Consider the following 22,985-nt stretch of genomic DNA (forward strand, 5'->3'; position numbering starts at 1 on the left):
GTTCATTTTGCATTGGGCATTGGGCAATGGGCATTGGGCATTGCTTCTTTCTTTCCTCTGCTCCCCTGCTCCCCTGCTCCCCTCCTCTGCTCCCAATTGTGCAGTGGAAACTTCTATCCTCAAATCTCCGTCCCATATGATTGTAGAATAATCATTTGTTTATAATTTCTACCAGCATTCAGAATGTTACTTAATTTCTAGTCTCCTTCGGCTTGTGAGCCTTTATCTAAATATTTTTCAGATAATTGGGGAGTAACACCCATAAATTTTGCTAGATCGTTTGACAGTAATGGGAATTATTTACTCAGTGCATCAATGCCAACAAAGAACAAACACTTATCAGTAAACAGCTATCAATTATCAGTTTTCTAGCTTTATTGGGAGTCAGAGTTCTCTACCTGTAAAGGTAGAAGGTTTCGCATGGGGATTTAAACTGAATTTGAAACCCGATCAATGATTTAAGTGTGTCTAAATTCCAGCTTAAAAATCAAACAAGGGATTCAAAGGTCAAGTTTAGGTGGTGATGGTGTGATGATTTACCAATGAGTTGAGATATTGACGGCTCCCATGAATGTGAATTAGGAGAAAGGACTGTGAAATTACACTGGTTACTACCCAGCACTATTGGAACTATCTTCATGCTATCGTCGCCAGCAATGGCCGCGAGACTTGAATCTTGGCGCTTTGATGCCAATCAAAACAGGCTGGAAATTAATACTGTGGGAGCAGTTCAACCCCAAGCACAATTAATTTTCAACCCGACTCGGTTGGTCATTGATTTGCCAGGAACTACATTTGGTCGTCCGCAGTTAACCCAACAGGTGGGTGGTGGAATTCGCTCAATCCGTGTTGGGCAGTTTGATGTAGATACAACACGTATAGTTGTCGAACTGACTCCTGGTTACACTTTAGACCCCAAACGAGTGCAATTTGTTGGTAGAACTGGCGATCGCTGGACGGTGCAATTACCGAAGCCAGCAGTCGATAGAGTAGCCTCATCTCCTATCTCATCTCCCAGAAGTGCTTACACTGTTGTTACCCCAGACTCCGAACCTCAACCTAGTATTTCAAGGGTTGCCACTACTACACGAGGAGCGACTCAAATTGAGAACTTGACAGTAACAGGTGATGGGTTGTTTATTCGTACCAGTGGTGCTAATCCTCCCATTCAGGTAATTCGCAGCCGCGATCGCGCTACCATCTTTGTAGATATCTCTGGTGCATCTTTATCACCACGTCTGACGCAGCAGAGGAATATACCCGTTAACAAACATGGTATTAGCCGCATCGAATTCACCTCATTGCAAACCCAACCTCCTGGTGTTCGCCTAACTTTGCGGGTAGATAGAAATAGTCCCGATTGGCGAGCAACTAATAGTAACGATGGTGGTTTGATAGTTCTACCTAGTCGCATTGTTAGATTGCCTAGAAGTAATAATTCAGACAATCAGTCAGAAGCCGTTTCCTTTCCCAGTAGAGCATCTGTCAATAACTCGCCAGCAACAATTGAGTCTGTGCAACTTGCCGATAATGGCAAACAACTGCTAATTCGAGGCAACCAACCTTTATCTGCTACCGGAATCTGGGATAGATCCTCAGGTATCTTCCGCGTCACAATTACCAATGCCAAGTTAGCTACCAGAGTTACAGGGCCTACTTTTGCTCCCAATAGCCCGATTCTTCGAGTACGTCTGCAACCTCAAGCATCTAATACAGTGGTTGTTTTAATTCAACCAGCAGGAGGAGTGCAACTTGGGCAACCCCAGCAAATTGGCAACCAGCTTTTGGCTTTACCAATACAAGGTTCTCGGCGAGTTGTCACCCTCCCCGGAAGGCCACCCTTTGCTTTACCTGGGCTACCACCACCAAACCGCGGGCCATTCCCAGACCCAAACAATCCAAATCCTCAACCCATAATACAACCACAGCGCCGAGTTACCAATGGGCGAGTGGTAGTGATTATTGACCCCGGACATGGTGGTAAAGACTCAGGAGCGCTTGGCATTGGGGGGGCGCGTGAAAAAGATGTTATCTTGCCTATTGGTAAAAGGCTGGGTGAGATTTTGCAGCAACATGGTGTACAAGTGATTCTGACGCGGGATTCTGACTATTTTGTTACCCTTCCGGGACGGGTGCAATTAGCAGAGCGAGCTAATGCTGATGTGTTTGTAAGCATCCACGCTAATTCAGCAGGTGCAAGTCGTCCCGATGTTAATGGCTTAGAAGTCTATTATTACGACAGCGGTCTAGATTTAGCTCGCATTGTCCGCAGTAGCATTCTTCAAAGTATTAGTACTCTCAAAGACAGGGGAGTGCGGCGAGCCAGATTTTATGTTCTCAGAAAAAGTTCTATGCCCTCGATTCTCGTAGAAACGGGTTATATGACTGGTCGACAGGATATGGCTAGGCTCAGAACTTCAGCTTACCAAAATCAAATGGCAGAAGCGATCGCTCGTGGCGTTCTTCAGTATCTCAAGAGAAGATAAGTAATTTAGTCTAAATTTCTAAATTGTTGAGTAAGTACATCTAACTCTTTACCATTTTTATCCAATTTAGTAGTAAAACAATTTAAGTATTCTTGCGGCGGGATAGGAGTAGCTTCTTTGTTATTGTCATTTGATACTTTGCAAGTCAACAAATTTTGGATTTTGGATTTGTATTACCAACAACAGGTGTTAATGTAGCAAGACGCTAGTTTAGCAGAAAACTAAAATCGGGAATCTAAAATTTAAAATTAGCAGTCCTATTTATATAGGCTAATCACATGGCAAAATCAGAGGAGCGTGCTATATTTTACGCCATTAGCTGTGTCTTAAATAACAACGCAAAACTCAAGTGTGCGCGGTGACGGTGTGAGGATTAGCCAATATGTTGAGATGTTGACGGCTCCCATAAATGTGAATTAGGAGAAAAGACTGTGAAATTACGCTGGTTACTATCCAGTACTATTGGAACCATCTTCATGCTATCGTCGCCGGCAATGGCCGCGAGACTTGAATCTTGGCGTTTTGATGCTAATCAAAACAGGCTAGAATTTAATACTCAAGGGGATGTTCAACCCCAAGCACAATTAATCTTTAACCCGACTCGTCTAGTAATTGATTTACCAGGAACCTCATTTGGCCGCCCGCAGCTAACCCAACAAGTAGGCGGTGCAATTCGTTCGATCCGTGTTGGGCAGTTTGACGAACAAACAACGCGCATAGTGGTTGAACTGACTCCTGGTTATAGTTTAGACCCCAAACGAGTGCAATTTGTGGGTACAACTGGCGATCGCTGGACAGTGCAATTACCTACGCCAGAAGCCGACAATCTCCCCTCAAGAAACACTGAGGGGCAACCAGAACAAGCTATAGCCACTGATACTTCACCCAGAACATCTACACCAAAATTCCCTCCAAGGAATATTTACAATGTGGTAACAAACGGCTCTGTAAATCCACGTAATAGCGGAACGCTTGTCGCCAAAGTTACTCAAATAGAGAAATTACAAGTCACAGGTGATGGTTTTTTCATTACTACAAATGGTGGCAATCCTCAGATTCAGGTAAATCGTAGCAACGATCAAAAGGCAATTAACATCGACATTGCTGGTGCAACTCTATCACCAAGTTTAGAGCAGCGAGATTTATCGATTAATCGCTATGGTGTCAGCCGTATTCAGTTCACTCAGCTGCAAACCAGCCCATCTGTTGTTCGCCTGACTTTACAAGTAGATGAAAATAGTCCCAATTGGCGAGCAACCACTAGCAGTGCTGGTGGTTTTGTAGTTCTACCCAGTCGTGGGGTTGCCCAGCTGCCTGGAAATAACAGTCCACGTCCCATAGCACCAAGTAACACAACTGCTAGCATTCAGTCTGTGCAACTAGCTAATAATGGCACACAATTGCTGATTCGAGCCGACCAAACTTTATCTGCTACAGGAGGCTGGGATAGAACCTCTGGTCTGTTCCGCATCACTATCAACAATGCTAAGTTAGCTCCTAAAGTCACAGGTCCTACTTTCAATCCTAATAGCCCGATTCTGCGAGTACGCCTGCAACCACAAGAATCCAACACTGTTACCGTCTTAGTTCAACCAGCAGCCGGAGTCCAAATTGGGGAACTCAACCAGGTTGGCGACCAGCTTTTAGCTTTAGAATTACGACGCTCTAGTAGCAGCATCACACCGCCCATTACTTTACCTCCCCTGCCATCGCCAGACCAAGGTCAATTACCGAATCCCATAGATAATCCCCGTCCAATCTCCCAGCCACGACCACGCCCCTCAGTTCCTAAAGGGAAATTGCTGGTAGTTATTGACCCAGGACATGGTGGAAAAGACTCAGGTGCCCCTGGTCTAGGGGGACTTTTAGAAAAGAATGTAATTCTGCCTATTGGCAAAAGGGTAGGAGCAATTTTAGAGCAAAATGGCGTACAAGCGGTGCTAACGCGGGATGCTGACTTTTTCGTAGAACTTCAGGGACGGGTAGATATTGCCAAGCGGGTTAATGCGACTTTGTTTGTTAGCATTCACGCTAATTCCGTTGATAATCGCCCTGATGTCAATGGCTTAGAAGTATATTATTACGATAGTGGTTACAATCTGGCTGAAGTAGTTCGTAAAACCATCCTCCAGGACATCGGTACTATCAAAGACCGGGGAACCCGCAAAGCCAGATTCTACGTTCTCAGGAAAAGCTCCATGCCTTCGATTTTGGTAGAAACAGGCTATATGACTGGTTACGAAGATAATCCCAGATTGGGAACACCAGAATATCAAAATCGGATGGCAGAAGCGATCGCTCGTGGCATCTTAAAATACTTACAGCAGAGGTAATATAATACAAATTACTAATTAAAGAGGTGGTATTTAAACTTCTTTGACGCACAGAATTTAGTGGTCAATTTGGAGATTGTTTGCTAAATTCTGTATTTTAAATCCCAAAACCTAAATATATATCTGCCTGTGTATTCATCTTCCATTTTTGAAGGGAATCTTGACGATTTTTCCGAGCGAGAACCCCAACGTGCCCCAATTGGCATCTTTGATAGTGGTGTGGGTGGGCTGACAGTACTACGACAAATATATCGACAACTCCCGAATGAATCAATTGTTTACTTTGGGGATACAGCTAGACTTCCTTACGGAATTCGTTCACAAGCAGAAATTTTACGATTTACACGTGAAATAATTACCTGGCTACAACAGCAGCAGGTAAAAATGGTAATTATGGCTTGTAACACCAGTTCCGCCTTAGCCCTAGAAACCGTGCGTCAAGAATTTAGCATACCTATTTTGGGAGTAATCCTACCGGGTGCAAAAGCTGCGGTGCAGCAAGGAAAGCGGATTGGTGTAATTGCCACTCCAGCTACAGCTAAGAGTAATGCTTATAAGCACGCTATTCTCGAAATTGCTCCCGATGTCCAAGTCTGGCAAGTTGGATGCCCGGAGTTTGTGCCACTGATTGAGCAAAACCGCATTCACGATCCTTACACTGCACAAGTCGCACGAGCCTACCTAGAGCCTTTATTAAAGCAGGAAATTGATACCCTAGTTCACGGCTGTACTCATTATCCCCACCTTACACCAGTACTGCGATCGCTCCTTCCCTCTCAAGTTCAGTTGGTCGATCCGGCTGTTCATGTTGTGGCAGCTTGTGCCCAAGAACTAGACTTACTAGGCTTAAGAAATACTCACCTACCACTTCCAACTCGCTTCGCCGTCAGCGGTTGTCCGCAACAGTTTTCCCAGTCAGGAGTGCAGTGGCTAGGCTATACCCCGATGGTTGAAGAGGTTTCCTTCACTGATATTGCTATTTCCCAACTCTAATAAAACTAATTAGTCCTTAGTCATTTCTCAAAACAAATGACCAAGGACGAAGGACAAATGACAAATGACTATTGACTATTAACTGATATCTCCTGCTTGCGTTTTCCTTCAGATGATGAAGGGAAACTTGTAGGAACAGTTTTTGTACCCGTTCGCTTCGCGAGTGCTAATAATAGGTAGACTGTGAACAAATATCCAGAGGCTAAAATAAAAATCATCATAGGTATACTTCCGTAAATCATTGTTCTACTAGCACCCTTCTAAACGAATATAAAATTCCATAAAATTAGTAGAACCTCAGCCAAGCAAGTGCATTCTTAATGGCTGTAGTTTCTTATGGTAAAACTACCTATAGAGATAAAATCCTCTACGGACAAAGAATTTATAATTTAACGCGACTTCTAGCAGACCATAGATCCCACAGCAGTTAGCTTGCCGTTTAACAATCTAAACTACGATTCTCAGCGGTCTACTCGATCTGCTTTATTTTTGCTCAAACTGCTGTGAAAAGAGCAATCCTTGCACTCAACGTGCGCTGAGGACGTGTAGCCGCTTCCCATAGGGATATCACATAGCTCCAAACCAGGAGTTTCGCGTATCGTAGGAAAAATTAAAGAATTTATTCCTTTAACCTAACCAACGAATATTTATTTTATACTCACAACACCAAGGCAGTAAAATCAACTAGTAGCTGACTTTACTTTTAGAGTGTAAATATCTTACAAAATTTAAAATTCCTATATTTTAGCGTAACACAACGACCCTGAATTTTGAGCTTATTTGGCTGCTAAATTTCAAATTTTTTCAAGAGCTAGACCTCAATCTAGAGAAATTTAGCCTTGCTCTTGGCAACAAATTGAAATTGCTTCATTTTTGTCAATAAGTAATATTGCTTAAATGATCTTGAAACCTGTGGCAAGAAAGGTGAAATAAGAAACTACTTAACATAATTTAATTTAACATTCATCCTGTGTACTGAGAATTCATGTTTTAAATTAGTTTAAAGTTTAAGTAGCCACAAATTAAGCATAATTGCTTATTGACAAAAACTTCAGTAACCTTAATCATCACCCATAGACTCATAAAAATGGGATTACCTGATGAAAACTTTGCGCTGGCACAGGGTTATCTTAAAATGAGTATAGGATATGTAAACTTTCGTAACCTAAGTCAGAGTCCGCCCATCCATGACCCCAGCCACCTCCTTGTTTACCCCTGTGGAAGCAGACCTGCGACTACTAGCAGATAATCTAAAACAGCTAGTTGGAAATCGCCACCCCATTCTGTTTGCAGCAGCCGAACATTTATTCGGAGCTGGGGGAAAGCGTATCAGACCAGCAATTGTCCTGCTAATATCGCGGGCAACAATGTTAGAACAAGACATTACGCCGCGTCATCGTCGCCTTGCTGAGATTACAGAAATGATTCACACAGCAAGCTTAGTACATGACGATGTGGTAGATGAATCAGACGTGCGGCGAGGCGTTCCCACCGTTCATAGTTTGTTCGGGAACCGCATTGCCATCTTAGCAGGAGATTTTCTCTTTGCCCAATCGTCCTGGTATTTAGCAAACTTGGACAATTTGGAGGTAGTGAAACTGCTCTCAGAAGTCATTATGGATTTGGCTACTGGGGAGATTCAGCAGGGACTAAATCGTTTTGATGCTGGTATCTCTATTGAAACGTACATTGAAAAGAGTTATTACAAAACAGCTTCGTTAATTGCCAATAGTTCTAAAGCTGCTGGGTTACTCAGTGAAGTCTCGCGAGAAACTGTTGAGCATCTGTATAGTTACGGTCGTCATTTTGGTATAGCATTTCAAATTGTTGATGACATTTTAGATTTCACCAGTACAACAGATACCTTGGGTAAACCAGTGGGGTCTGATCTCAAAAGCGGTAATCTGACTGCACCCGTTTTATTTGCTTTAGCCCAAAAACCATCCTTGGAAGTGCTGATTGAACGAGAGTTTGCTCAAGAAGGAGATTTAGAGCAAGCACTAGCACTGATTCAAGATAGTCAAGGTATACAGCAGGCGCGAGAGTTAGCTGCTCACCATGCTAAGTTGGCAATTGAACATCTTGCGGTTCTCCCATTCTCAGAATCCCATCAGGCATTGATTAACATCGCTGAGTACACACTGAGTCGCCTCTATTAAATCAGTTATCAGTTCTCAGGTAGAAAGTGGGGATTTAGATGTAGGTGTGTTGTGGCTTCCGTAACCCACCGAAAACCTAAAATGTTGTGTTATGCAACGCTTTAACACACTAAGGCAGCTTTATGTTTAATTTAATCCACTTATTTAGCAAGTAGAAAGTGGGGTTTTGATTTGAAAGTTCTTAGAGATTTCTAAAAAATAAATTCCTACTACTTGTGGGGTGGATAGTGTTTGACTGAGTGTTTACTTTAAAGACTTGCCTGCTTTTGGTTACTAAACACCTCACAATAAAAAATGAGATATTTTTTGATGTGAAAGTTCTTAAGTATAAGACTCTACTTCACTGGGAAACTAAAACTTTAAAATAGAAAAATGTTCACTAAGAACTCTTTTTTAATCAATTTTAGGTCTCACGAGAGTTGAGTTAGTCGCATGGTGTAACGGAAAGAAAAAATTTCTTTTTTCACTGATTTAGAAAATTTTTTAAAAGAATTTGAGATTTAAAATTTTGGATGTGGGATTGTATCTAAAAAACTCCACATCCAAATTTTTTCTATGCAATATCAGGGGGTATCTGTTTAGGCGATCGCTTTTGTCGTAACTGTTTCTGCATGAGTTTTTCTAGTTCAGTACGTCGAACTTCGACGGTATGAGTGGTCTTACCCGGCGTCTCCAAAAAAACGATACTATCTACGGGTTCTAATGCCACCAATTGAAACAAAATATGGGTGGCAGGAGTAATTTTAGCTAGCATTTGAGGGTCAAGCCCATCAGGGGAAATTAGAGAGACATCCTGTATGGTAGGGAAAGCGTAAATCACACGTTTTTCCAATCCTGGGTTAGCACGATTGCTTAATGTAGTTAAAACCCAGCTTGACTCCAAATTTTGGAGAATATAGTACTGGGAGTAGCGTAATTTTTGAGCGATCGCTCTAAGGGCAGGAGCAATTGCTGCAACAAGATGTGGTGTCATACCATCGCGGGGTGCATTGTCAATCAGCAATTGAATTTGTGCTTCTAAATCCATAATGACTTGTATACGACTCTTAGGTAATGGCAATAACATCTATCAAGTGTGAACAATCCCATTAAAATTGGGAATAATAAAATCAGCCACATCCTCAATATAGGATTGGTCTGCGTTTAGCTTATACGTAAAACCAAAAAAGCCAATACCCACAGTCCTACAGGTTGTATTTAAGTAAGTTAGGGTCTTTTGAAAACCGAGACTATGAATTCAGCCGCAACCGCAACTATTCCATCTGCAACTATTCTGGGAGAAAATTCTACAGGCGTGGAGGCGATCTTTCAACTCCTGTCCAAGGAGTTTCAGCAGTCAACCAAAGCTTCGGAACAGAATTGCCATGATGTCGCAACACGTATTACCACCGAAGTCTACCGGATTTGTCATGAGAGTAAACGTATCCAAGCTTCTGGATCTGTAGAAAGCTCGGCGATCACCTTGGCTCGGCATCGGCTGCAACAGTGTCTCAGATACTATCAGTTGGGTTCCAATCGGGGCAGAGTCGAATTACACAGTACTCTGAGTGCAATTATTTATCGTTATATTAATCCTCCTCAGAGACAATTGAGCTATCAAGGGCGGCTGACGATAATTGAAGATTTTCTCCAAAGTTTTTATTTAGAGGCGTTGAACGCTTTCCGGCGAGAAAATCAACTTGGTGCTACTTATCGCCCTCAGACGCTCTTGGAATTGTCCGAGTATATGGCATTTACCGAGCGTTACGGCAAGCGACGCATTCCCTTACCAGGTCGTCAGCAACAGCTAATTATCCTGCGGGCACAAACTTTTTCCCAACAGCAGCCCCCAGAAACCAGTGTAGATATAGAACAAGCCGCAGAAGGTAGCAATAATGAAGGTGACGGTTCTTGGGAAGAACCAGCAATTCACCAATTACGCTCCACAATGGCAACGCAAGCCGAACCCGAACCTGAAGAAGACACTTTGCGTTCCGTTGTCGTTACAGAATTAATGACTTATCTCGAACAACGGCAACAATCTGACTGCGCTGATTACTTTTCCCTCCGCCTCCAGGATTTATCAGCACAGGAAATTGAGTCGATTTTAGGTTTAACTCCTCGTCAGAGAGATTATTTGCAGCAGCGTTTTAAGTATCATTTGATTCGGTTCGCCCTGTTGCACCGTTGGGAATTAGTTCACGAGTGGCTGGAAGCATCTTTGCACACCAATTTGGGTTTAACTCCTCAGCAATGGCTAGTATACACAGCACAGCTGGACAATAAGCAACGGTCTTTATTAGAGTTGAAGCAACAAGGACAAGCTGATGAAAAAATAGCAAAAACTTTAGGGCTGTCAATGGCACAACTGCAAAAACGATGGTTTAAGATTCTTGAGCAAGCTTGGGAAATTCGTAACTCATTAGTTTCCGGATCGGGTGCATCTACTCATGAATAGTGACTCAGAATCCTTACAACACCAGTGTCTCGATTTGTTATTGACAGATGATGTCAAAAATAACGAGCAATCGGTAGAATGTGAGGAAAATGACGGGGTAAAAAACCTCCTCAAGGAAGCCACTGCTTCAAAAAGCAGTCAGCCAAAATTGGGAGGAACGCCCCAGACCTTTCAACTGGGAGAAATTCCTACTGTGCAAGATCGTTTTCAAGCTGTCCTTAAGCATCGGCTACAAATCCAAGCCCAAGACCACCCGCCGTTGTTTCCCTGGGAAACACAATTAATCGAATATCCTGATTTTGTTGATGAGCCGTCAATGACACTCGTTCCTAGCTGGGGATGGATGGTACAACAGTCAAAGTTGACCTTGCCGACTCGCTTACCGGAAAGAGTTTTCCAGCAATTGTTAGAACAGTGTCAGGCTTTAGTGACATCTTCAGTGCCGTTGGGGGCAAAATTAGTTCAAGTGGTGGAGAACTTTTTTCCCAATGAGTCTCAAGCACTAAATGACATAGCTGGATTGGTGCTAAGAAGCACCTATAGGTCTGTAAATACTCTGGAGCCAATGCCCGCTATTCAGAGCGATTACTCAGATTTACAACCGCGTCAACAGATGGCCTTATCATTGCTAGCAGCTAAACAACTGCTGGAAAATCTGACTCTACCACTTTCAGCAACCAGTCCGGTGGTAGAAAGACAATGGCTAACCAGTGTTGGTGCTTTAAATATCAAAGTAGAGTACCAGTCCCTAGGTAAACTTACGAAGTTACTTGTTCAAGCTGAGTTACCTGTTAAAGGAACTTTGACGCTGCGGGGAAGCGGCACTTTAGCAATGACAACATCTTCGACTTCCGGATACTTAAATGTAGAGTTAGGCTGCGAGCAACTTAACCCAACTTATACGCTGGAAGTTGAATTTCCAGAAATAGACGAACAGTCGTTGTTGTTTGTGATTAATCCCACGATTTAGTTTAAATTTCCACCGCTAGCACACTATGTCAATCAACACCGATATATATTAAGAGGATTTTCCTGGTTTTGAAGCTTATGCCATTTTGCAATAAACGGTCATTAGGGTGTCTACAAGAAGCAGTTATTACAAAGACACAGGGACACGGGGATATGGGGACATGGGGATATTGAGAAAGTATTTGATTTCTCGATTCACCGCGTCACCCATTTCTCGTGTATCTCCATTACCCCTTATCTATAGCGGTTATCGCTTGAGTGAAGTACAAGAACCCCTCCTCGCTTACGGGGAGGGGTCGATGATGTACCTTACTTATGATTAGGAAACGCTACGTCATTTTTTGACACAGTAGTAGGGTAAGTAATTATGTCCCCTGCATTGTGTTTGTTGCATCTACATCATTGCTTCTATTAGACTCAAATGTTTAACTTATCCAGGATGAATCGGTTTTGGCGTATCCCTGTAGGTAATTTCTGGCGGCAAAATCCGCAGGGGTCGCCTTTGATTGAAGTGGAAGATTGTATTTTATTGCGGGTGCTGGTGCTAGCGTTGGTTATTTTGGGAATTGTAGCGACGGATATTGCCGCCGAGACTTCATTCAGTTTTTGGGCTTTACCCCTAAGTTTTGTGGGTGCAATTTGGAGTTATTATCGTCGCCGCGATCGCAATGTTGCAATTAAATTCTGCATCGCCATCGGAATGTTAGTAGCATTGGGTGCTTTCTTTGGGCGATTAGTGGGAGAGTTGAATGATACGCGCTTGGGTCTGGCAGAGTTATTAATTCAACTCCAGGTGTTGCATAGCTTTGACACACCCCGCCGGAAAAATTTGGGCTATTCGATTGTTATCGGACTGATTTTATTGGGTGTGGCAGCAACTCTAAGTCAGACTTTAGCATTTGCACCTGTGTTGCTGTTATTTTTAGCGATCGCTCTGCCAACTCTAGTATTAGATTACCGCTCACGCTTGGGTTTGCAGCCATTAAAAATAAAAAATGAAAAATTAAATCAGCAGAATTCCTCAAGTCTGAATTTCAAATTTTTAATTCTAACTTTTTTACTAATTGTTGGTCTGGGGCTGGCAATTTTTGCTGTTTTACCGAGATTTCCCGGCTATCAATTACGAAATTTTCCTGTAAGTTCTGCTGTTCAAGTAAAAAGTAATTTTACCGGACGTAGTATCATTAATCCCGGTTATGTCCGCCAAGGTAAAGGTGAGAATCAAGGCAGTGGTAGCGGTGGTACGGGACAAAATCAAACTGGCCAACCAGGTAAAGTAGATAATAACTTTTATTACGGTTTTAATAGCCAAATAAACCAAAACCTGCGGGGCGAGATGAAACCCAAGGTTGTCATGCGGGTGCGATCGCAAGCTGAGGGTTTTTGGCGAGTATTAGGATTCGATCGCTATACAGGTAAGGGATGGGAAGTTTCTCGCAATGAAGATGTGACGACTGTTAGGCGATCGCCTTGGTCTTACCAAATTTTTCTTTCTCCATCTGTGCTTACTGGTAAAACCCAACAGGTAGTACAAACTTATACAGTGGTGTCAGATTTGCCTAATCTGATTCCAGCGATGACTTATCCCAAGGAACTTTACTTTCCAGCACCAGTGATCGCTGTTGATAAAGAAGACGGATTGCGATCGCCTGTAGAATTATCACAAGGTCTCACCTACACAGTAGTTTCCGAAGTACCATACCGCGATCGCACTTTGTTAGGTGAAGCTTCTACTAAATATCCACTACAAATTAAAAAGTATTATCTGCAAATTCCTCCCGAAATTGCCGAAAAAGTTCGGCAACGTACCGAAGAAATCCTCGCTAACTACAATCAAGAAAAAGTCGCAAAGTCTGCTAAAAGCTTGGATTCACCTTATGAGAAGGCTCTCTACTTAGCTCAATATTTAAAGCAACGCTACTCTATTCCCCGAAATCCTTTAGAATTACCTTATTTGAGTGAAAAAGAAGACTTGGTAGAAACTTTTTTGTTTAAGCAAAAAGGAGGCTATCCAGACCACTTTTCAACAGTTCTCACGGTAATGTTGCGTTCTATTGGCATTCCAGCGCGGTTGGTAGCAGGGTTTAGTGCGGGAGAGTTTAATCCATTTACAGGGCTGTATGTTGTCCGTAATACTGATGCTTATGCGATGACGGAAGTGTATTTTCCGAAATATGGTTGGTTTGCCTTTGACCCTATTCCCAATCATCCTCTGATTCCGCCATCCATTGAAGATACTCAGACTTTTAGTGTGTTGCGCCAATTGTGGCATTGGGTTGCTGGCTGGCTACCTTCTCCGGTGACAGGTTTGTTGAATAATCTATTTGAGACAATATTTAAGTGGGTGATTAGAGCGATCGCTTGGTTTTTAGCTTTATTCTCTCAAGGTTGGTTCGGCATATTAACTGGCTTAATTGTGGGGACTACAACGGCTTTCTTCGCTTGGCTAGGTTGGGGTCAGTGGCGAGAGTGGCGCAACCGCCGATGGTTAAAGAAATTGCCAGCGATGGAGAGCCTTTATCAACAAATGTTGCAATGGACAACCGAAAAAGGTTTAGGCAAACATCCAGCACAAACTCCTTTAGAGTATGCCAGAGTCTCATACCAGCATCATGCTCTAGCAACTGCTGAGGTCATAGATGAAATTTGTCAAGCTTATGTTGGCTGGCGTTATGGTGGTCATACACCTAACTTGCAGCAACTACGACACAGATGGCAAGGTTTAAAAAAGGCTGCTAAGACTACTAAGTAATTTAAGAGTTCGTATAAATTACTCATAAAAAGACATAGAAGAATGTAGAGACGTAGCAGTGCTACGTCTTTACAACATTTTTCAACATAATCGTTAAGGCTGAATGTGGGTTTAAATCTAATACACTTGGGTTAATATTAAGCTGACACTGAAATCTGCTAAGTGTGCATTTCCATAAATCTAGCAATAGCTAGATGCTGAAATTCTCTCAAAGGCTATAATTTACATCTGTTGCACCGAGAGATTAACTTGTGGATGTCATATTAGAACGATCGCACGAATTAAAACAAGCCTTAGTTGATTTTGTCCTTGATGCTGAAGGCGAACTGGCACAAGCGCTGGAAAGTTATGCAGCAGCACAGTTGCGTCGTGGAAGTGGGGATAGTACGCAGCAGGACTTAACCATCGATAGCTTTTTGACCGATGGAAAAGTCGGCGATAAGTCACCATTAGACTTGTTTATCGAAAGCCATCCAGATTTAGCAGAAAGCGATCGCAGCCTGATAAACAGTTGGCATCATAGTTTTATTGGCTTGTTTGCCATCACTAGTATTTTACCTGATGGCTTTGAATTGACAAACTGGTTGACAGATAAACGCTACATTGTCAAGCCAAACAATACTCAAACATTACAGGCAATATCTCGGTTGAAAGTTGGAGAAATCTTACTAACTCGCATTTCTCCCGTTACCGATAGCTACTGGATGTTTTCTGGCCCCTACACAATAATGGGTAAATTAGGTAAACCAAAACTTGCTGTAGCAATTGGTAATTTTAAAGAAAACTATAAAAGTAATCTTTACAGCGATGCTCCAGACTTGTTAGAGGAAGCTTGGCAGTCAGTAGAAAAATATCATCAGCAGTTTGTGGACTTTTTTGGCACTGATGAAATCACACTACCTGGATACCAGCTTAATAAAAAAATAGCGGAATTTCAAGAAGTAATTACTGAAAAAACCTTTGCAGCCGCAGGAATTGATACTTCTAAATCTCTCGCTGAAGTGGCAGAAGCAGCTGGAATTGGTGACGAGGAAATAAAAGCAGCCGCACAAGAATTCGGTGCAGATTCCAATGTAGTCTCTGAGATGTTTAACAGCAAAAACAGCAAGAGCAAAATGGTGATGCCAAAGGTTGATTTGCCTGCTGAACTTAAGAAAGCAGAACAGGTAACGGCTCTTTCTCATCCCCGTTGGGGACAAATGTTTTTACCAACATATAGTAAAGTACAAGCAATTTTATCGGCAGAGGACTGGCAAAGTGTGCAAGGAGCAGAAAAACTAATTCGCTACTACCTCGAAGATAAAAGTATTAATGCTTTCATTTGGCATCGATTAGCGCAACAGTATCCAACTCAATTAGAAAATGTCTTGCAAACATTTTTGCAACGTCCATTTAGGCTTGAAAGTGACTTGGATGCACTTTTACAAGAATTCTACAAACCTATTGAGCCAGAGTTGCCAGACATTGCCAGTGTACCCATACATTTGCATAACTTATTTCAGGAAGCTTTGGGAGAAGTTAACAAATCTAAGCCTAAGGGTAAGGGGCAACAAAAGCCAGCAAAGGGTTTTCAACGAGGTTAACAAATATATCCAACATTTTACCCTACTCACTTAGGGTTGTATGGTTTCTTTTCTTAAAGTTCTTTGTAGGAGTGTATAGTTAGCTGTGCGCTCCCACAGCGTATTGCGTAAAATCAATATGAAAAACGAGATCGAGGCTATCTAGTTATATTTAAAGATCGATAGATAACAGGTGAACAATCTCATCTACAATTTCTTCTGGACTCTCAAGCTTGACTAGAAATCGATCAAAACCAGCATTCAAAGCCTTATAGCTTGAGACTTCCCGTGTATAAGAAGTGATAGCGATCGCAGGCAACTCTCTTATAGATGGGCAAGAATGCACTCGAATTTGCTCAATTAACCAATTTCCATCACGAGCGGGCAACTTCATATTGCACAGCAAAATATCGGGATGAAGCGATTCCACTAAATCAAGGGCTGTTTCTGCGTTGCTTAAAGTCATTACCTCTGCACCTGCTGTTTCCAAAATGAAAGTGAGCAAATCTGCAATATCTGGCTCATCTTCTACCAGTAAGATAGTGGTTCCAATCAGGTGCTGGAGCGAATTTAACTCAGTTTCTTGATTGATTTTCTGATCCGTTGTCATGCCGTCCTTTTATTGCCTGCTATACTTTGCTATTTCTATTGCAACGCATTTAGCAGAATAAGTATTCTCCCTAAATACACAAACTTGGGGTGAAAAGCTTTATCAATATGAGGAACTTAATTCACCGCTCAATATTGAGCGTCCTGTTAGGTGAGCGATCGCCCCAACCAATTCATCTATGTCCACAGGCTTTAATAACCATTGGTCAAACCTTGCTTGCGACTTTGGAAATCGAGCTTCTAACTCTCCAAGTCCCGTAACTGCGATAACGGGAGTGGATTTGTCGAGCCTATCTTCGATTTGCCGGATCTGACGTAGCAGCGAATAACCATCTTCATCGGGCATGGCAATGTCACTGAGTACTAAATCTGGGCGAAGTTCAACAAACGCTGCTAAAGCTTGATGTACCGTGAAAGTTGAATGAACTTCAATCCCATACAACTCAAGCAAATAAGTCATCCAGACACAGGAATCGAGGTCATCATCGACCACTAGTACTCGCAATCCTTCCAACGTAGAAGTGTTGGGAATGGGCATACCAGGAGCCTTACTCTAAGTGAATGTCACAGTATCTAATGAGAATTTAAGAATTAGTGCATTTTTCATAGAAAAATAAGATTTACATAATTTTACTTAACATTGTGCAATGCAATTCTCATAATTTAACGGCTTGAACAGATGGCGTAGGAATCTAGAGAATTATACTATATAGTTTCCATAAGTAAAGTGTTGTTTTCCATAATAGTGGAAGTCCAGGGCTTTGCAATCATAATCATAAGTGTTTAGCCGATGCTGATTTATCGTTATTATCAAATGATGAAAAACTTAAAATAATTTTTATCTATTTAAAATTCTTAATATTTTCTCTAATATTTTTAGGTTTTGGTAATGGCGTTTTTGTAGTACTTACAAAGGGACTAATTTTTTGGTAATGGGAGAAAAGCTATTACCCATTACCCATAACTCATTACCGAGGTTCAGCTTGAGTTGAGACTGTTAATACTTGCGGTGGTGTAGCATCTGGTGGATAGAGAAAGTCTACTTCTACTAAAGAGCGATCGCCTGGTTTCATCTTTAATAAAACTAATGCTTCCCCTACTTGACCTCTTTTTTGCACTAAATGCACAAACTGAGTTTGTGGCTGATTTTGGTCATTTTTGTAACGTACCCGCACTGTGCCTCGGAAGAATACTTGAGGAGCAGGTGTACTCAGAAAGCGTAACCCTGGTTTGACTAATTGATCCTCCTTGAGTGGTGTTTGCATGGACACACTAACAGTTTGAGGACTTTGAGTATTGTTGTATAGCGGCAACTTGAGATTATATTGAATTCCATAGTTGCCATGAGCGCGATATGCGGTGTCAGGATAGCGCACCAGCATAGGCGCACTTTGAATTTGACCAGTTCCTAATGTACCGCCATGCAGGGTATTCAAAGCGTAGGAAAACACTTGACCAGGCTGGGGAATAGTTAGATAGCTGGCTTTAGGATTATCTACTAATAAGGCTCTCCATCGCGAACCTCCAACCACTCCTGCAACTCGCCCATAAATTCTTGGCTTGCCAGTTTCCTCTAAAGGAGTGGGAGTTTTATCTCGTGGCCCAGCCAAATCACCATTATCTAGTAAATTCTGCCATTCTTCTAAAGTAGGCGATCGCTCACTGCCATCAGGATTCTCCTGTGCAAACATCGCTAGGCTAGCTGCATAGACAGCGCCATTACTTTGGAGTCGGATTAATGTAGACCTACCATTAAGCGGTGGTGTCAATCCCTGTACAGGAATTGGTAAATTGAGTAACATCCGACTTTGCTTTGGTGGAATTTCAATTTGGGCAGGGAAAATCTCTTGTCGTACTCCCCTAAGTACATCAGACATGACGCGATCGCCTGGGCCAGCAAAAATTTTACCTAAAAGATTTTGGCTAAAAGATGGTAACTGAATAAATGGTGCATCGGGTTGACTCAAATAACTCGCCGCCTGCAAAATATTTACCTTCACTGGTTCCGAACCAGGGTTATGCAAAATTATCCCTAAATAGAGCGATGTCTCTGACGGGCTACGCCTACGCAAATTCTCCGGTGGTTCAGCCTTCGCAACATGATGAGCAAAAATATCAAATCGTCCCCGAAAAGGAAAATTCAGATGCGCTGTTGGCACTTTTTTCCCATTTGGTGGAAAGGTGGAAAGTAAAATTCCTTCTTTCAACACCAATTCTGGACTATTGCTGTTAAACGTTGGCACTGTATCCAACTTCCCTGGTAAAGGACGTACTTCTTGTGCTTGGACGACTTCTTCAGGTGGTGGTGTGGCAGGAGTTAATTGGGCTATTGGAAAAATTAGTAACAATGGCAACATATACTTAGATATTTCTTCCACCATACAGACATTAACAACTTGATGAAAGTGCCAGTTTGTTAATAATTAATACGAAATCGGCAAGAATCCCCATCAAATTTTCTTGATTGAGAACCGGAACGTGGACAAAAATACAACGTGCTGTGAGTTGATTTTGGCTTAAGTAGTCCAATACTGAATAGTAAAGACCTTCACAGACAAATTTCCCACAGTCATGGCTAATCTGAATTGCTGCTGCTCCCGCCACTAATTTTTCTAAATCAACTTCTGTCTGTAAAACAATTTCTTCATAGCTAGCAACTGCTTCCACACTTAATTGTGTGCGACTTGCAGCCATGCCACAACAAATGATGTAATCAGGTTGGATTGCCTTGATTTTTTCCATTACCAGAGTACTGGCAAGTTGCACATCTACAGGTAACTGGCGTAAAAAAGTTAAGTCATGCTGTATCAGATCGAGTTTGGTCACTTCAAGTAATAAATCATCAGAAGAATTTGACTGTTGATCTTTTAGCCAAATGTCAAAAGAAGTTAATAGAATTCTTTTTTTCATAACAAATATTATTTAGAATAGAAAAACCCTCCATAATAAATTTACAAGGAGCAGGTAAATGCCAGTAATTGCGGTCGTAGATTATGAGATGGGAAATTTGCACTCAGTTTGCAAAGGCTTGGGAAAAGCTGGGGCAACTCCTAATGTTACTTATTCTCCAAAGGAATTAGAGCAGGCAGATGCTATAGTCCTACCGGGAGTGGGAGCATTTGATCCAGCAGTGCAACACCTGCGATCGCGTGGTTTGGAACAACCTATTAAAGAAGCGATCGCATCTGGTAAACCTTTTTTGGGAATTTGTTTAGGATTGCAAATTCTTTTTGAATCAAGTGCAGAAGGTACTCAACCAGGACTAGGAATTATCCAAGGAAAAGTGCGGCGGTTTCGGCCAGAACCTGACATCACTATTCCTCACATGGGTTGGAATCAACTGGAAGTGACTCAACCAAAAAGTATTTTGTGGGAGCATTTACCGTCCGATCCTTGGGTGTATTTTGTCCATTCTTACTATGTTGACCCAATAGACCCGCTAATCCGTGCAGCAACTATCACTCACGGTACTCAAACCGTGACAGCTGCGATCGCTTATGAAAACCTCATGGCAGTCCAATTTCACCCCGAAAAATCCTCTAATATCGGATTGCAAATACTGTCTAATTTTGTTGCTCAAGTGCGCGAAAAAATTCCTGCCTAATATTCTTTTTGTCATTTTTTCTTTGTCTTTAGTCTAAAACTAATGACTAATGACCAATGACTAATGACCAATGATTAATAACAATGAGCTTGAGAATTTACGGCAATCGCCAGCTAAAAACTTTACCAGGAAAAGAAACTAGACCGACTAGTGCGCGAGTAAGAGAGGCAGTTTTTAATATTTGGCAGGGAGAAATTACAGGTTGTCGCTGGCTAGATTTATGCGCCGGTACTGGTTCAATGGGCGCAGAGGCTTTATGTAGAGGAGCCAGCCTAGTAGTGGGAATTGAACAATCGAGCCGAGCCTGTGCCACCATCCAACAAAATTGGCAGCAAGTAGCTAATGCCGACCAAGAATTTCGGGTATCACGGGGAGATATTACACAGCAGTTAAAAACTTTATCAGGTAAGCAATTCGATAGAATCTACTTCGATCCACCTTATGCCAGTGGATTGTACCAGCCAGTATTAGAAGCGATCGCTGATTATCAACTTTTAGATCCTAGCGGCGAAATCGCAGTTGAACACGCTTTACAAGGTTGGATACCGCCAGAGATTCCCGCTTGGGAAATTTGCCGCCAGAAAGTTTACGGCAACACATCACTTACTTTCTACAGAATTATGGAATGAAAAGAGTGGGGAGTGGGGAAGAAAAATTGCTTCCTTGTCCTCCTTGTCCCCCTTCCCTCATCCCACTCAGCACTCAGTTCAACACTCAGCACTGGGCATTGCCTCATCCCCCCAACTGATTGGGGCGCTTGTATTGCTTATATGCAGCGTAAAAAAGTCCGGCGAGAGTGACGAAAACTAAACCAAGGACAATACCTGATAGCAGGGGTTCGACCACTGTAAATCTCCTTTTTGTAATTATTAAATATTCGTTGCCTGTTTTTTATTTTACCAAATTTCGTATGAATCCTGTGCCCTACAACCTTTTAGAGGGCGACTACCCGCAAAAAAATAGTCTTCTGTGCTTGCAGACACAATCAAGAACTTTTAAGCTATGTGTAGGAAATGAAAACTTTTTAGCACACCTAGACTTTCACAGCAAACCTTTTGGATAACCAGATTACCAAACCTGAAATTTTGATTCAGCGGATCGTTTTATTGACGCTGGCTATACTGCTAGGAGTCCCTTTGGGCTTTTTTGGTATTCAGTTGGTTCAAGCCTCCGATCCATACGTCAAGAGTGTTCTATCCCTAACAGGAAATCCAGTTCAAGGACACGCGATCTTTCAAATTAACTGTGCTGGTTGTCATGGCTTGGAAGCAGACGGGCGAGTGGGGCCAAGTTTACAAGCTGTTTCAAAGCACAAGTCTCGGTATGGGCTGATTCACCAAGTAACCAGTGGCGAAACACCGCCAATGCCAAAATTCCAACCTAGTGCTCAAGAAATGGCGGATCTTTTGAACTATTTAGAGTCATTGTAGACCTAAGAATTTTTGGTTATAGGATACATAAATACCCTTATGTGAAAAGGCAGTATAAAATGTGTGTCTTTTCACACTAATTACCCTTATAAACAGACCCCCTAGATGCTCGATAGCGTTCGCGCAGCGTCTTGTAGAGAAGCTTTAGCAACGTAGGAGCGTTGCCCTCAGCACATCATGCCTGCTCTACTTAAGAAAATTATAAACGCTTAGATGCGAGATGCTGCGCGTCGCTTGCTTTCCCGTAGGGATATGCAGACTCATTAAAGTCCTCAGCGTCTACCCTTATCTACCAAACACTCTTTTGAGGTTGAGACAAAAACTGCGACACCAATACCACTGTGCCTCTACACATAATAATAGAAACCTCAAAACACCCTAGTACATCGCGGTGAAAATAAACATACCATTCCAAATGAAGGAAAAGCCCGGAATACAATTATGCGTGACTTTTGACTTTTGACTTCCGCGCAGCGGTACTAGCTCAGTCTGATAAACTTCGTCTTCTAAAGTCCTAGTCCTAGTGGCGAGAACTGTCTTTTGTCTTTATCTTCACATCTGCTGGTATTTGCGTAGAATCTTTGATAAAAACTCATATAAACTGTATATTTTTAAGTATGTTAGTAAGTAACTATCTAATTATTGCGAAAGTGAGGTTATTATACCTAACTCTGTAGAATTAAGGTAAAAGTTCCTAGACAATCGGCTAAGGTAAAGCTTCTTTAACAGACTAGATATTCTTGAGATGACCGAAAGCTAATGACTGAAGCGATCCAAATCGGTAATCGTACAATTACAGCTAGTGAACTGATTTCTTTACTGGCAAGTTACCAAATGCTGCCACAGTTGCAGCGGGAATTAATTATTGATGAGGCGATAGAGCGAAACTCACGCTCTGCCGAGGTAGTAATAGAGTGTACCCCTGAGGAAGTAGCCCAAGCTAAACAGCAGTTTTATGCTGAAAAACAGTTTAAAAATGAAGAAGATATCCAGGCTTGGATGGCACATCAAGGGCTGACTCCCGATCAACTAGAAGTTATTACCACTCGTAAGCTAAAAATTGAAAAATTTAAGCAAGCCACTTGGGGTAATAAACTAGAATCTTACTTTTTTCAGTCCAAAGCAAAACTGGACAAAGTAATTTATTCCCTACTGCGAACCCAGGATGTAGGAATTGCCCAAGAACTCTACTTCAGGATTCAGGCAAAAGAAAATTCTTTTGCTGATTTGGCGCGGGAATACTCACTCGGGCCGGAAGCCCAAACTGGTGGCTTAGTAGGCCCAATTGAACTGAATGCACTACATCCGATAATGGTACAAATGCTCTCTAGCAGTCAACCAGGTCAGATATTGCCCCCTACCCGGATCGCTGAATGGTTTGTGATTTTGCGGTTAGAAAAATTTATTCCAGCACAACTGGATGAATTTATGAAAATGCGTCTTTTGAACGAACTCTTTGAAAACTGGCTACAAGAACAGCAAAAGCAAATCATGTCTGCACCACAAGGGGAGGTGGATACGTGACAGGCAGGCGATAAACCTTTAACCTAAGTATGGGACTCACCTACCATGCTTGGCTTCAAAACTGAAGTTAGCGATCGCCATCACTACGTTTGTGGAGCGTTTGGAAGACAAGATAGGCTCTACAGTG

General features: G+C 42.1%; 18 protein-coding genes. 12 read left to right on the plus strand and 6 right to left on the minus strand.

The window, feature by feature from the left end:
- Positions 1-593 precede the first annotated feature (593 nt).
- From ACFE93_RS02680 to sds, 4 genes are all read left to right on the plus strand, one after another.
- The gene (locus ACFE93_RS02680; protein ID WP_375471903.1) at positions 594-2,486 is read left to right on the plus strand and encodes an N-acetylmuramoyl-L-alanine amidase; all 1,893 of its coding nucleotides are present in this window, start codon (positions 594-596) and stop codon (positions 2,484-2,486) included.
- Between the two features lie 431 nt (positions 2,487-2,917).
- Complete coding sequence (locus ACFE93_RS02685) at positions 2,918-4,819, plus strand: N-acetylmuramoyl-L-alanine amidase (protein ID WP_375471904.1); 1,902 nt, start codon at positions 2,918-2,920, stop codon at positions 4,817-4,819.
- Positions 4,820-4,948: 129 nt separating this feature from the next.
- A complete protein-coding gene (gene murI / locus ACFE93_RS02690) occupies positions 4,949-5,812 on the plus strand; it encodes a glutamate racemase (protein WP_375471905.1) in 864 nt (287 codons plus the stop codon).
- Positions 5,813-6,999: 1,187 nt separating this feature from the next.
- Positions 7,000-7,971, plus strand: coding sequence for a solanesyl diphosphate synthase (sds, locus tag ACFE93_RS02695; RefSeq protein ID WP_322727486.1), 972 nt, complete (start codon positions 7,000-7,002; stop codon positions 7,969-7,971).
- A 553-nt stretch (positions 7,972-8,524) separates the two neighbouring features.
- Here sds and ACFE93_RS02700 read toward each other — a convergent pair.
- Positions 8,525-8,998 (minus strand): hypothetical protein, encoded by a 474-nt coding sequence (locus ACFE93_RS02700; RefSeq protein WP_375471906.1) that lies wholly within the window; start codon positions 8,996-8,998, stop codon positions 8,525-8,527.
- Between the two features lie 204 nt (positions 8,999-9,202).
- Here ACFE93_RS02700 and hetZ point away from each other — a divergent pair, with 204 nt between their 5' ends.
- The 4 genes from hetZ (at position 9,203) to ACFE93_RS02720 (ending at position 15,712) form a co-directional block, all read left to right on the plus strand.
- Complete coding sequence (gene hetZ, locus ACFE93_RS02705) at positions 9,203-10,408, plus strand: heterocyst differentiation protein HetZ (protein WP_375471907.1); 1,206 nt, start codon at positions 9,203-9,205, stop codon at positions 10,406-10,408.
- Positions 10,401-11,378, plus strand: coding sequence for a PatU (locus ACFE93_RS02710; protein ID WP_375471908.1), 978 nt, complete (start codon positions 10,401-10,403; stop codon positions 11,376-11,378). Before hetZ ends, ACFE93_RS02710 begins: the two co-directional genes overlap by 8 nt.
- Before the next feature lie 438 nt (positions 11,379-11,816).
- On the plus strand, positions 11,817-14,129 hold the full coding sequence (locus tag ACFE93_RS02715; RefSeq protein WP_375471909.1) for a DUF3488 and DUF4129 domain-containing transglutaminase family protein: 2,313 nt from the start codon (positions 11,817-11,819) through the stop codon (positions 14,127-14,129).
- Between the two features lie 251 nt (positions 14,130-14,380).
- Complete coding sequence (locus ACFE93_RS02720) at positions 14,381-15,712, plus strand: hypothetical protein (protein ID WP_375471910.1); 1,332 nt, start codon at positions 14,381-14,383, stop codon at positions 15,710-15,712.
- A gap of 151 nt (positions 15,713-15,863) precedes the next feature.
- Here ACFE93_RS02720 and ACFE93_RS02725 read toward each other — a convergent pair whose 3' ends face one another.
- The 4 genes from ACFE93_RS02725 to ACFE93_RS02740 all read right to left on the minus strand — a co-directional run bounded on the left by ACFE93_RS02725 (position 15,864) and on the right by ACFE93_RS02740 (position 19,210).
- The gene (locus ACFE93_RS02725) at positions 15,864-16,301 is read right to left on the minus strand and encodes a response regulator (RefSeq protein ID WP_375471911.1); all 438 of its coding nucleotides are present in this window, start codon (positions 16,299-16,301) and stop codon (positions 15,864-15,866) included.
- Positions 16,302-16,403: 102 nt separating this feature from the next.
- Positions 16,404-16,838 carry a response regulator gene (locus ACFE93_RS02730; RefSeq protein ID WP_375471912.1) on the minus strand — a complete coding sequence of 145 codons (435 nt, stop codon included), beginning with the start codon at positions 16,836-16,838 and terminating at the stop codon, positions 16,404-16,406.
- A 430-nt stretch (positions 16,839-17,268) separates the two neighbouring features.
- Positions 17,269-18,657: a DUF3370 domain-containing protein gene (locus tag ACFE93_RS02735; RefSeq protein ID WP_375471913.1), complete on the minus strand. Its 1,389-nt coding sequence runs from the start codon at positions 18,655-18,657 to the stop codon at positions 17,269-17,271.
- Positions 18,658-18,688: 31 nt separating this feature from the next.
- Entirely contained in the window at positions 18,689-19,210 is a 522-nt protein-coding gene (locus tag ACFE93_RS02740; RefSeq protein WP_375471914.1) for a peptidase C15, read from the minus strand.
- Positions 19,211-19,268: 58 nt separating this feature from the next.
- On the opposite strand from ACFE93_RS02740, the gene hisH reads away from it, so the two are divergent.
- A complete protein-coding gene (gene hisH, locus ACFE93_RS02745) occupies positions 19,269-19,904 on the plus strand; it encodes an imidazole glycerol phosphate synthase subunit HisH (protein WP_375471915.1) in 636 nt (211 codons plus the stop codon).
- Between the two features lie 83 nt (positions 19,905-19,987).
- The gene (gene rsmD / locus ACFE93_RS02750; protein WP_375471916.1) at positions 19,988-20,533 is read left to right on the plus strand and encodes a 16S rRNA (guanine(966)-N(2))-methyltransferase RsmD; all 546 of its coding nucleotides are present in this window, start codon (positions 19,988-19,990) and stop codon (positions 20,531-20,533) included.
- Between the two features lie 103 nt (positions 20,534-20,636).
- Here rsmD and petG read toward each other — a convergent pair whose 3' ends face one another.
- Complete coding sequence (gene petG, locus ACFE93_RS02755; protein WP_063721252.1) at positions 20,637-20,750, minus strand: cytochrome b6-f complex subunit V; 114 nt, start codon at positions 20,748-20,750, stop codon at positions 20,637-20,639.
- A 209-nt stretch (positions 20,751-20,959) separates the two neighbouring features.
- On the opposite strand from petG, the gene ACFE93_RS02760 reads away from it, so the two are divergent.
- Both ACFE93_RS02760 and ACFE93_RS02765 read left to right on the plus strand, forming a co-directional pair.
- Entirely contained in the window at positions 20,960-21,334 is a 375-nt protein-coding gene (locus ACFE93_RS02760; RefSeq protein WP_375471917.1) for a c-type cytochrome, read from the plus strand.
- A gap of 759 nt (positions 21,335-22,093) precedes the next feature.
- On the plus strand, positions 22,094-22,858 hold the full coding sequence (locus ACFE93_RS02765) for a peptidylprolyl isomerase (RefSeq protein WP_375471918.1): 765 nt from the start codon (positions 22,094-22,096) through the stop codon (positions 22,856-22,858).
- The last annotated feature ends 127 nt before the right edge of the window (positions 22,859-22,985 follow it).

The sequence above is a fragment of the uncultured Nostoc sp. genome (assembly GCF_964247315.1).
GTDB lineage: Bacteria > Cyanobacteriota > Cyanobacteriia > Cyanobacteriales > Nostocaceae > Nostoc.